Here is an 11,769-nt window from a genome sequence, read left to right as displayed (position 1 = left end):
TTTGATTTTTTGAGACTTCTTGATTGTCTTTGTATTTTCTAATGCGTTTGCCCTGCTATATGTTTCTTTTTTAATACTAAGGAGAAATTTATTTAATAATGGGGAGGTATGGAATTAATCTTCCTATAGAAAGAACTTAATTGTTGGGATGATACCTACCGGATTATTCATGCAGTGACTGTTATAGAGGTATAAAGTGGAAGATATGAAAGAGAAATGAATACTCTGTGAATGCAAGATGAATACAAAAAACAGGTGCATTCATATAGTTATTGTACAGAAAATAAGCTGTACAAGGGTATGAAATGAATGCGTGAACCCGAAAAGATAAAAAAGAGAACCAACCTTGTTGATTCTCTTTAGATAGTTGCGGAGGCAAGACTCGAACTTACGACCTTTGGGTTATGAGCCCAACGAGCTACCACTGCTCCACTCCGCGATATAGTTGCTATCATTACCTGATTGCGAGTGCAAAGGTACGAAATATTTCTTACAAACCAAATTATTTTACAAATAGTTTGTGTCTTTCCGCTTATAGAGGGGATAGAAAGGCTTGTTTTGCGACAAATTGACACATTTACCTGGCTGATTGTAAGGTAAATGTGTCAGTTGAGGCTATAATTCATTTTCTTCAAAATCTTTTGCTTCGTATATCGTTAGCTTCTTTCTCAGATGACCGATCTCTTGCTGCATCGACTTGACACGGTTTAACAGATGATGAATAGCATCTATTCCTTCGAAATTAATAGACAGATCATAATACATGCGCGTATACCTTTCGATATCGTGCAATTGGGAGGCCTGTAAGAATTTTTCGCCTCCTACAATACGGATCTCGATCAATCCTCCTTCTTCCAGACGAAAGATAAAGGAGGGTTCAATATGACATATCCGGCAATATTCGTTGACTATAATTAAATCTGTTTGCATACTACTCATGTTTTATTGGTTAAGACTCTGTATTTCGCGGAACAACTCTTTCTGTTTGTCCGTCAGATTAGTCGGTATTTCGATAGAGTAGGTCACTATCAGATCACCGAACTGTCCTTCTTTCTTATAGACAGGGAAACCTTTGCCTTTCAGGCGTACCTTTGTATTGTTCTGGGTGCCGGGGCCGACTTTCAGTTTCACTTTACTGTCCATTGTTTCCACGATCTGTTCGCCTCCCAGGATGGCGGTGTACAGGTTTAGAGGAACGGTAAGGTATAGATCGTCGCCGACACGTTTGAACCTGCTGTCGTCAGTAATATTGAAAGTAATGTACAGATCTCCGGCAGGACCTCCGTTTACACCCGGACCTCCCTGGCCTTTTAATTTGATGGTCTGCCCATCTGCGATACCGGCCGGGACAGTGATACGCAGGTTCTTTCCGTTAACGGTGATGACCTGTTTATGTGTCTTTGCCGCATCTGTCAAGGAGAGGCTCAGTGAAGCGGTATAGTCTTGTCCACGGAACATGTGGTTACCACCACCGCTGCTACGACCGCTTCTACCGCCAAACATCGATTCGAAGAAATCGGAGAATCCGCTTCCGTCGTCGGATGCACTCCAGTAAGTTCCACCGCCACCACCGAAACCGCCGTTCTGATACTGTCCGTATTGCTGTTGTTGAGCCTCGAACTGATCGGCATGTTTCCAGTTTTCGCCATATTGATCGTATTTTTTCCGTTTTTCAGGATCGCTTAATACTTCATTGGCTTCGTTGATTTCCTGAAATTTCCGGTGAGCGTCGGGATCACCTGGGTTCAGGTCGGGGTGGTATTTGCGAGCCAGCTTCTTGTACGCTTTCTTTATGTCGTCTTGAGAAGCTCCCTTGTTTACTCCAAGAATGTTGTAATAGTCTATATATGCCATATTATTTATATTGTTAAGTCTTTATGTCAGTAGATAACCATACATATACATTACAATAAACATGCCTGAGGATAAATTGATCGTTTAATTTTGGCTAATAAACCTTAGAGAAGTTGAAAAAGAAAAAGGTTTTCAGTTGTTTACTGAAAACCTTTAGATAGTTGCGGAGGCAAGACTCGAACTTACGACCTTTGGGTTATGAGCCCAACGAGCTACCACTGCTCCACTCCGCGATATAGTTTACAATCATTGTGTGATTGCGAGTGCAAAGGTAAGGCTTTTCATTTACAAAACAAATTTATTGCAAGTTTTTTTTAATATACTTGGTAGAACCAATCTTTTTTAGGTACTTTGCGCACAGTTTTAATGAAAATGTGCAATACGATGCCGATGACAGTTTCTAAAACACGCGATATGTTGGTGGATGTGGCCAGGCAATTGTTCGCCCGCATGGGGGTTGATAATACGACAATGAACGATATTGCACAGGCTTCCCGGAAAGGCAGACGTACGTTATATACGTACTTCAAGAGTAAGAATGAAATTTATCTGGCTGTGGTAGAGTCGGAGTTAGATAAATTATATAAGATGTTACTCGATGTTGCCGGAAAGGATTTGCCTGCCGACGAGAAGCTGATGACATTCATTTATGCAAGACTGGATGCTATCAAGGCGCTAGTGTTTCGTAACGGGACATTAAAAGCAAACTTCTTTCGGGATATCTGGCGTGTGGAAAAAGTTCGCAAGAGCTTTGACATTCGGGAGACTGAATTATTGAAAGGAATCCTGGATGCTGGTGTAAAGGAAGGTATTTTTGAAATGCCCGATACTGAAATTACTGCGGTTGTGCTTCATCATGCCTTAAAGGGATTGGAAGTTCCTTATATAAGGGGTATTATGGGAGATAATATCAGCCAACGAATAAAGAGAAGAGATAATGTGATGAATTTAATATTCAACGGAATAAAGATAAAGTAAACCAGAGATGTTTATTAATGCAACAGGGTTTTATGTGCCTGAAGAGCGGGTACACAACCAACATTTTTTGGAATTAAACGGGTTGACAAGCGAGTGGATTGAACAAAGAACCGGCATTAAAACCCGTTCTAAAGCTAAACCGGAAGAGACTATTTGTACAATGGGTATTGAAGCCGTACATAACGCGCTGCCTAAATTACCTTATGACATTACGGATGTTGATTTAATTATCTCAGCTTCCTATTCGCCGTACGATACAGTAGCAACTGCAGCTCATTATACTCAGCGTGAATTTAATATTACAAACGCAAAAGCGTTGTATTTGTCTTCAGCCTGTTCCTCCTTTCTGAACGCATTGGAGGTGGTGGAAGGTTATTTTGCGATGGGAAAGGCAACGAAAGCCCTGATCCTTTCCGCAGATAAGAACTCTGCCTATTATAATGAAACGGATCCGAAAGCCGGTCACCTGTGGGGCGATGCGGCAGCTGCTTTTTTTATATCGAAGGAACGTATGACGGAGAATGATCCGCACATACTCGAAGTCTTTACGCAAGGTTTAGGACACTTGGGTAAAGGTCCGGAAGGCGTTCAATTACGTCCGCGCGACGGTGGTATCTTGATGCCGGAAGGTCGCGACGTGTTTATTCAGGCTTGTACCTATATGCCTAAGAATGCTGTATATTTGTTGGAGAAGAACGGATTTACATTGGATGACCTGACTTATTTTATCGGTCATCAGGCTAATATGCGTATCATGTCTAACATCGCTAAGCAGTTGAACCTGCCGGAAGAAAAATTCCTGCATAACATCGAAGAACTGGGAAACACAGGTTCGGTTAGTTCTGCCCTGGTATATGCCCAGAACGATAAGACATTTAAAAAAGGCGACTTGGTTTGTCTGACCGTATTCGGCGGAGGATACTCGGCCGGTGCCTGTTTAATTCAGTGTTAATTAAGACATAAAATAAAAGTATTATGAAATTATTAGAAGGAAAAGTAGCTATTGTTACCGGTGCCGCACGTGGTATTGGTAAAGCCATTGCTTTGAAGTTTGCCGCTGAAGGTGCAAATATCGCATTTACAGACCTTGTTATCGACGAAAACGGTGAGGCGACACAGAAAGAAATTGAAGCTTTAGGTGTTAAAGCAAAAGGTTATGCTTCTAACGCAGCTAACTTTGAAGATACACATAATGTAGTGGCTGAAATCCAGAAAGATTTCGGTCGCATCGATATCCTCGTAAACAACGCCGGTATTACAAAAGACGGTTTGATGATGCGTATGAGCGAAGGCCAGTGGGATGCTGTGCTCAACGTAAACCTGAAATCTGCATTTAACTTCATCCATGCTTGTACTCCGATCATGATGAAACAACGTGCCGGAAATATTATCAACATGTCTTCCGTTGTAGGTGTTCATGGTAACGCAGGTCAGAGTAACTATTCCGCTTCAAAAGCTGGTATGATCGGTCTGGCTAAATCGGTTGCTCAGGAACTGGGTTCACGCGGTATCCGTGCCAACGCAATCGCTCCGGGCTTTATCATAACCGATATGACTGCTAAGTTGCCGGAAGAGGTAAGAGAAGAATGGAACAAGAAAATTCCTTTGCGCCGTGGCGGTACGACAGAAGATGTGGCTAATGTGGCTACCTTCCTTGCTTCCGATCTGTCTGCTTATGTATCCGGACAGGTGATCCAGGTAGACGGCGGCATGAATATGTAATATGGAAGTTATCTACGAAGACAATCATATCATTGCGGTAAATAAAACATGCCGTGAGATTGTACAAGGAGATAAAACCGGTGATACTCCTCTTTCGGAGATGCTGAAGGCGTGGCTGAAAGAGAAGTATTGTAAGCCGGGAAATGTTTATGTAGGAGTCACTCACCGGTTAGACCGTCCTGTTAGCGGTGTCGTTCTGTTTGCCAAGACAAGTAAAGCTTTGCCCCGTCTGAACGAAATGTTCCGGGTAGGAGAGGTGAAGAAGACGTATTGGGCGATCGTAAAGAATTGTCCGCCGGCTGATGAAGGCGAGTTGATAAACTGGCTGGTTCGTAACGAGAAGCAGAATAAGAGTTACGCATACGATACTGAACGACCTGACTCAAAAAAAGCTATCCTGCACTATAAAGTGGTTGCGCGTTCGGATAACTATTATTTACTTGAGATCGATCTGAAGACCGGACGTCATCACCAGATACGTTGCCAGTTGGCAAAGATGGGATGTCCGATCAAAGGTGATTTGAAGTATGGAGCCGACCGTTCGAACAAAGATGGAGGTATCAGCCTTCACTCCCGTAGTGCCGAATTCATTCATCCTGTATCGAAAGAAGCGGTAAAGATCGTGGCTCCTGTACCCGATGATAATCTTTGGAAGAGTATTTCGGCGGGACTATAAGAGCCGAATGAAATAAAATAACAGGAAACTGCATTGAAATGTCGTCAGGCACTTTGATGCAGTTTCTTTTTATTTATCTTTGCCTGCTGTAATTGTGTTATTAATTAATTGGCAGACCATGAAAAAGCTATTGACAATCTTATTGTGTTCAGCATCCGTTACTCTGGGACTGGCACAACAACAAACTTATTTTACCAACCCCGTTATCCACGGAGATGTAGCCGATCCTTCTATCATGCGGATCGGTGAAACGTATTATGTTACCGGGACTTCTTCGGAATGGGCCCCCTATTATCCGGTATTTACTTCTTCCGATCTGGTGAACTGGAAGCAGACCGGCCATATCTTTAAAGAGAAGCCGGCCTGGACGAAATCGTCTTTCTGGGCTCCCGAGTGGTATTATCATAATGGTAAAGTATATATGTATTATACCGCCCGTAAGGAGTCGGATAATATTTCATGCATCGGAGTGGCTGTTGCCGACTCGCCGACAGGGAAGTTTAAAGATTATGGCCCCATCGTCGAATTCGGTAAAGAGGCGATCGATGCCTTTATCCTTGAAGATAACGGACAGCTTTATATAACCTGGAAGGCGTATGGACTGGATCAGCGTCCCATCGAATTGCTGGCCTGCAAACTGAGCTCCGACGGTCTGCGTCTGGAAGGCGAACCTTTCAGCCTGTTGCGCGATGATGAAAGACGGGGGATGGAAGGGCAACACTGGTTTAAGCAAAACGGCTATTACTATATTATCTATGCGGTAAACGGTTGTTGCGGCCCGGAAAGCGATTATGCGGTAGCGGTAGCCCGTTCGAAGAAACTGGCCGGACCGTATGAGAAATACGAAGGTAATCCGATCCTTCACGGTGGAAAAGATATCCAGTCTATCGGACATGGTACGCTGACCACTACGCCCGACGGACGTATGTTTTACCTTTGCCATGCTTATAGCAGGGATAAAGACTTCTATCAGGGACGGCAGCCGCATTTGCAGGAAATGAGAATGGGGGGCGATAACTGGCCCTATTTCGTTACCGGCGAATATGCCAGCCTGGCGCAACCCATGCCGTTCACCGACTGTGTGCAGGAACCTATCTTCGATTTTACCGACGACTTCACGGCAACCGCCCTTCGTCCCGAATGGAGCTGGAACTATCCGTATGCCGATGTAAAAACGGAATTGAAAGGTGGCAACCTGTCTTTATGCGGTTCTCCGAAACCGGGTATCAAGACCGGAAATGCACTTTGCCTGCGTCCTGCAACAGCCGACTATACCCTGGAAACTGCTGTGGCTAACCAGAACGAAAGTTGGAAAGGCATCGTAATGTACGGTGACGACAATAACCTGCTGACACTCGGTTGCGAAGCAGATCGCCTGAAGTTAAAAGCCGTGAACGACGGTAAAGAGTTGATTCTGGCCGATATGAAACTCCCGGCTCCTTCTCTGTATCTCCGGATGAAGGTGACAGACGGTATCCGCTGCTCGTTTACTTATAGTGAAGACGGCAGGAAGTGGAAAGATATAGAATATGACCTTTCACCCTCTGTCTTGAAGTCTCTTGTCCGTTGGGATCGTATTTCCCGTCCCGGACTGTATCAGCAGGGTGCTTCGGATAAACCGGCAGTGTATGGTTATTGCTGGTTGCGGAATGATTAAGATCACGAAATAACAGAGGTTATTCAGGCTTGCCTTGTGCAGCCTGATGACCTTCCAGTTGTGCCCTCGATTTACTTTGAGTCACAATATATACACCCGAAAAGACCAGAGCTACCGCTATGCCTTTCATGACTCCGAAGGTATCCATCCCCCAAAGTACGGCTATCAGTGAAGCGACAATCGGCTGTACGTAATTATACATACAGGCAACAGTCGGACGCAACAATGTTTGTCCGACAGGAATAAACAAGTAGGGCAGAAAGGTTCCGCCTATAACGACGTAAGCGATGCCCAGATATAACTCTGTAGGCAGGTTCGCAAAGTCGATCGCTGAAATATGGTTGAAAGTGAATGGTATCGTACAGATGGAAGCGTAGGTAAACATCCATTTCATCAGCGTGATAGGGGAGTATTTGCCTATCAGCCCCTTGAACAGTACGAAATAGAAAGAGAAGCTGAACTGTGCCAGCAAGCAAAGCAGGTCACCCCATATATTACTGCTTTTCCCACCACCGGCAGCTGCATTCTGGCTGCTCAGGATAAGTAACAGTGCTCCGGCAGCCCCGACAAAGATCCCGATCACTTTCTTTCCGGTGACAGGTTCTTTCAGATAGAAGGCCGCAATGATCATCGTGATGATGGGAGTTGTGGTGGTAACGATAGAAGCATTGATCGGTGAAGTCAGGGAAACCCCGAAGATAAACGATCCCTGGTTCAGTACGATACCCAGTAATGCTGCAAAGAACAGTTTCATAAGATCCTGATGGTTGACATGTTCTTTTTTCGTGAAGAGCGAAGCTAGCCAGAATATAACGGCCGCTCCCACCATACGGAATGTAGTCAGTGATAACGCGCTGATAGGCCCTGCTATTAACACTGCTTTCGATACGGGAGACATCAGTCCCCATAAGATATTGGCACCCAGCATTGCCAGATGCCCTTTATAAGCCTGAGATTTCATTTTGCCTTATTTAATGGGTACAAAGGTAACGGCTTTTACATAAAAAAGTGCATGAAAAGATATATCCTTCCATGCACTTCCAATATATTTATTGATAGTTTATGCGATCGTGATCTCCGGGTCGAGATATACATTCTGGATCGTATGCAATAGCTCGACACCGTCTTTCATCGAACGTTGGAAAGCCTTACGTCCGCTGATCAGCCCCATACCTCCTGCACGTTTGTTTACGACGGCAGTAATAACGGCCTCTTTCAGGTCGGAAGCTCCGTGTGATTCTCCTCCGGAATTGATCAGACCTACACGTCCCATGTAGCCATTTGCTACCTGATAGCGACAGAGGTCGATCGGATGTTCCGTGGCCAGTTCGGTGTACATCTTTTTATCTACTTTCCCGAAATTGATGGCGGTGAATCCACCGTTATTGGAAGGCAGCTTCTGTTTGACGATATCTGCTTTTATCGTAACCCCCAGGTGATTCGCCTGTCCGGTAAGATCGGCAGCCGAATGATAATCGACTCCATCTTTCTTGAAGTCGTTATTCCTTAAGTAGCACCAAAGAACAGTAGCCATACCCAATTCGTGTGCATATTCGAATGCATCTGCTATTTCTACCAACTGATCACGACTTTCGGTGGAGCCAAAATAGATCGTTGCACCAACGGCAGCAGCTCCCATATTCCATGCTTCTTTTACGGTCCCGAACATCACCTGATTGTAACTGTTCGGGTAGGTAAGCAATTCGTTATGGTTTAGTTTTACGAGGAATGGTATTTTATGCGCATATTTGCGTGTAACGATTCCTAAATTCCCGAATGTAGAGGCAACAGCGTTACAACCGCCTTCGATAGCTAACTTCACGATGTTCTCCGGATCGAAATAAATAGGATTCGGGGCAAACGAGGCTCCGGCAGTATGTTCTATATCCTGGTCAACCGGAAGGATAGACAGGTAACCTGTATTTGCCAGTCGTCCGTGCCCCAGCATCCTCTGCAGATTATTTAATGTTTGAATGTTTCTGTCCGTATTAATCCATATATCATCGATGATAGAAGGGGATGGAATATGTATCTGCGATTTGTCGATCGTTTTGCATGTATGACCGAGATAATACTCGGCTTTGTCGCCTAATAAGCTTGTAATCTTTAATGTATCCATATATATGTAAGTTTTATAATTAAACAGTCCGTCGTCTGAATAGGTTTCATAGTTTTTATCAATTAACACATAGAATATTTCTATAAGCTATCTCTTGTCCTTTAGATTTGTTTCGTTAATTTTGTCACAGCGAATAACAATGATTATATATACTAATAGTTATACAACCAATAAAATTTTACGAAGATGAAAAAGAAATGGATCTGCACAGTATGTGGTTATGTTCATGAAGGTGATGAAGCTCCCGAATTCTGTCCGCAATGTAAACAACCGAAAAGTAAGTTTAAAGAACTGGTAGAAACAACCGGCGCTTTACAGTTTGTTGACGAACATGTATTAGGTGTAGCTAAAGGTGTTGACCCTGTTATTCTTGAAGGTTTGAACGCTCATTTCATGGGTGAATGTACTGAAGTAGGTATGTATCTGGCAATGAGCCGTCAGGCGGATCGCGAAGGTTATCCTGAAGTTGCAGAAGCATTTAAACGTTACGCATGGGAAGAAGCTGAACATGCTGCTAAATTTGCAGAATTACTGGGTGATGTTGTTTGGGATACAAAGACGAACCTGAAAAAACGTATGGAAGCGGAAGCTGGTGCATGCGAAGATAAAAAACGTATTGCAACTTTGGCAAAACAGCAGAATCTGGATGCTATCCACGATACTGTACACGAAATGTGTAAAGATGAAGCCCGTCATGGCAAAGGATTCGAAGGATTATATAACCGTTATTTCAAATAAGACGGTCGAATTCGTTAACACGATAGAAGGGAGTGCCGGGAGGTTACTCCCTTTTTTGATATTATACACTAAGTCTTTAGGACAATAGTGCTATACCATCTGACACTATAGTGTGAAGGGTATTAGCACTATAGTGTCATACTAGTCAGCACAGTAGTGTTACTTATTGAAAAAAATAGTCATCGGAGGATAACGGTACCAAATTTTTCATACATTTGCCACACAAACGATCAGGAAAGCTGCCAGAGTGGTCGATCGGGCCGCACTCGAAATGCGGTGTACGGGTAACTGTACCGGGGGTTCGAATCCCTCGCTTTCCGCAGTTGTAAAGGAAGTTCTGTATTATGTTGTACAGGACTTTTTTATTTCCCGGTAAGAGGTAATGCAATAATCGTCCGGGAAATATAAATATCGTCTTTCTATGACACAATTCTTATACAGAAATAGATTTCCCTTCCATTCTCCGATAAGACTAAACCGTACCTTTGTTTCAATCAAAATTTAATACATATCAAAGCATGAAGAATAAACTGATATTAACCTTCCTGTTGGCAACCGGGATTATCGGAGGTAGTCTGGCTTGCGAACATTGTACAAACCTAGTACAGATGAAAGACGTCGTTCCTGCCAAAGTAAACTATTTCTCTTTAAAAGATGTACGGTTATTGGATAGCCCGTTTAAACATGCCATGGAGTTGAATAGCGAATGGATGATGGAACTGGACATGGACCGCCTGCTCTCTAACTTCCGGAAGAATGCCGACCTGGAGCCTAAAGCTGAGTCTTATGGAAGTTGGGAAGCTATGGGGATTGCCGGACATACGCTCGGTCACTATCTGACAGCTCTTTCGCAACAATATGCTTCGACTGGCGATGAAGAATGTAAACGTCGTGTAGACTATATTGTCAGCGAACTGGATTCCTGCCAGATCAATTTCGTTAACGGTTTCATCGGAGGAATGCCGGGTGGTGACAAGGTATTCAAAGAAGTGAAGAAAGGTATTATCCGTTCCAAGGGTTTCGACCTGAACGGTATTTGGGTTCCCTGGTATAACGAACATAAAACTATGATGGGGCTGAACGATGCCTACCTGCTTGTCGGTAACGAAACAGCTAAAAAAGTTCTGGTGAATCTTTCCGATTATCTGGCTGATATTATTTCCGGACTGAGTAACGAACAGATACAGGAAATGCTCAATTGTGAATATGGGGGTATGAACGAAGCTTTTGCACAAGTCTACGCACTGACCGGCGATAAGAAATATCTCGATGCTTCCTATAAGTTCTATCACGAACGGCTGCAGGATAAGCTGGCCCAAGGTGTCGACGTTTTGCCCGGTCTTCACTCCAATACCCAGATACCGAAGATCATCGGTAGTGCACGCCAGTATGAGCTGACGGGTAACAAACGGGATGAAAAGATTGCCGAATTCTTCTGGCAGACTGTCGTTCATTCTCATTCCTATGCTAATGGCGGTAACAGTATGGGTGAATATCTTTCCACTCCCAATAAGTTGAACGATCGTTTGGCTACAACCACCTGCGAGACATGTAATACCTATAATATGTTGAAGTTGAGCCAGCACCTGTATCGCTGGACAGACGATCCGCAGTATCTCGATTATTATGAGCGGGCTTTATACAATCATATCCTCGCTTCGCAACACCCGGAAGATGCGCGTACCTGTTACTTCGTTTCTCTGGGGATGGGGACGCGTAAGAACTTTTACAGCAAGGATAACAACTTTACTTGCTGTATGGGGAGCGGCTTTGAAAACCATTCCAAGTACGGTGGGGCTATCTATAGCTATACTACCGACAAGAACGATCTGAATATCAATCTCTATATCCCATCTGTACTGACCTGGAAAGAACGGAATATACGTTTGAAGATGGAAACGGCTTATCCGGAAGATGGCAAAGTCGCTATCCACCTGGAAGAATGCTCCTCGCAGCAGTTCGATATCAATCTCCGCTATCCCGCCTGGGCTACTTCGGGGGTGACTCTGAAAGTGAACGGAACGA

General features: G+C 43.9%; 11 protein-coding genes and 3 tRNA genes. 8 read left to right on the top strand and 6 right to left on the bottom strand.

Going from position 1 to position 11,769, the window contains the following annotated elements; all coding sequences use genetic code 11:
- Positions 1–367 precede the first annotated feature (367 nt).
- The 4 genes from QZ076_RS21020 to QZ076_RS21005 all read right to left on the bottom strand — a co-directional run bounded on the left by QZ076_RS21020 (position 368) and on the right by QZ076_RS21005 (position 2,087).
- A tRNA-Met gene (locus tag QZ076_RS21020) sits at positions 368–439 on the bottom strand.
- A gap of 176 nt (positions 440–615) precedes the next feature.
- Positions 616–930: a chaperone modulator CbpM gene (locus QZ076_RS21015; RefSeq protein WP_075558318.1), complete on the bottom strand. Its 315-nt coding sequence runs from the start codon at positions 928–930 to the stop codon at positions 616–618.
- A gap of 12 nt (positions 931–942) precedes the next feature.
- Entirely contained in the window at positions 943–1,854 is a 912-nt protein-coding gene (locus tag QZ076_RS21010; RefSeq protein WP_293717068.1) for a J domain-containing protein, read from the bottom strand.
- 161 nt (positions 1,855–2,015) lie between these two features.
- Positions 2,016–2,087: transfer RNA gene (locus QZ076_RS21005), tRNA-Met, on the bottom strand.
- A gap of 157 nt (positions 2,088–2,244) precedes the next feature.
- Here QZ076_RS21005 and QZ076_RS21000 point away from each other — a divergent pair.
- The 5 genes from QZ076_RS21000 (at position 2,245) to QZ076_RS20980 (ending at position 6,887) form a co-directional block, all read left to right on the top strand.
- The gene (locus tag QZ076_RS21000; protein WP_365326564.1) at positions 2,245–2,832 is read left to right on the top strand and encodes a TetR/AcrR family transcriptional regulator; all 588 of its coding nucleotides are present in this window, start codon (positions 2,245–2,247) and stop codon (positions 2,830–2,832) included.
- Between the two features lie 7 nt (positions 2,833–2,839).
- Positions 2,840–3,784 (top strand): ketoacyl-ACP synthase III, encoded by a 945-nt coding sequence (locus tag QZ076_RS20995; RefSeq protein WP_293717063.1) that lies wholly within the window; start codon positions 2,840–2,842, stop codon positions 3,782–3,784.
- A gap of 23 nt (positions 3,785–3,807) precedes the next feature.
- On the top strand, positions 3,808–4,554 hold the full coding sequence (fabG, locus tag QZ076_RS20990) for a 3-oxoacyl-[acyl-carrier-protein] reductase (RefSeq protein WP_046148650.1): 747 nt from the start codon (positions 3,808–3,810) through the stop codon (positions 4,552–4,554).
- A 1-nt stretch (position 4,555) separates the two neighbouring features.
- Positions 4,556–5,230 carry an RNA pseudouridine synthase gene (locus tag QZ076_RS20985; RefSeq protein ID WP_293717061.1) on the top strand — a complete coding sequence of 225 codons (675 nt, stop codon included), beginning with the start codon at positions 4,556–4,558 and terminating at the stop codon, positions 5,228–5,230.
- Positions 5,231–5,348: 118 nt separating this feature from the next.
- Positions 5,349–6,887: a family 43 glycosylhydrolase gene (locus QZ076_RS20980; RefSeq protein WP_293717059.1), complete on the top strand. Its 1,539-nt coding sequence runs from the start codon at positions 5,349–5,351 to the stop codon at positions 6,885–6,887.
- A 19-nt stretch (positions 6,888–6,906) separates the two neighbouring features.
- Here QZ076_RS20980 and QZ076_RS20975 read toward each other — a convergent pair whose 3' ends face one another.
- Both QZ076_RS20975 and QZ076_RS20970 read right to left on the bottom strand, forming a co-directional pair.
- Positions 6,907–7,848: a DMT family transporter gene (locus tag QZ076_RS20975; RefSeq protein ID WP_293717057.1), complete on the bottom strand. Its 942-nt coding sequence runs from the start codon at positions 7,846–7,848 to the stop codon at positions 6,907–6,909.
- Positions 7,849–7,947: 99 nt separating this feature from the next.
- Complete coding sequence (locus QZ076_RS20970; RefSeq protein WP_293717055.1) at positions 7,948–9,006, bottom strand: class I fructose-bisphosphate aldolase; 1,059 nt, start codon at positions 9,004–9,006, stop codon at positions 7,948–7,950.
- A gap of 186 nt (positions 9,007–9,192) precedes the next feature.
- Here QZ076_RS20970 and QZ076_RS20965 point away from each other — a divergent pair, with 186 nt between their 5' ends.
- The 3 genes from QZ076_RS20965 to QZ076_RS20955 all read left to right on the top strand — a co-directional run.
- Positions 9,193–9,744, top strand: coding sequence for an NADH peroxidase (locus tag QZ076_RS20965; protein WP_007652517.1), 552 nt, complete (start codon positions 9,193–9,195; stop codon positions 9,742–9,744).
- A 233-nt stretch (positions 9,745–9,977) separates the two neighbouring features.
- Positions 9,978–10,064: transfer RNA gene (locus tag QZ076_RS20960), tRNA-Ser, on the top strand.
- 198 nt (positions 10,065–10,262) lie between these two features.
- The coding region (locus QZ076_RS20955) for a beta-L-arabinofuranosidase domain-containing protein (RefSeq protein WP_293717053.1) at positions 10,263–11,769 on the top strand (1,507 nt) is incomplete at its 3' end.

It is taken from the genome of uncultured Parabacteroides sp. (assembly GCF_905196875.1).
Taxonomy (GTDB): domain Bacteria; phylum Bacteroidota; class Bacteroidia; order Bacteroidales; family Tannerellaceae; genus Parabacteroides.
The sequence above is the reverse complement of the archived record's forward strand: the minus strand, read 5'-3'. Positions and strand labels throughout refer to the sequence as shown.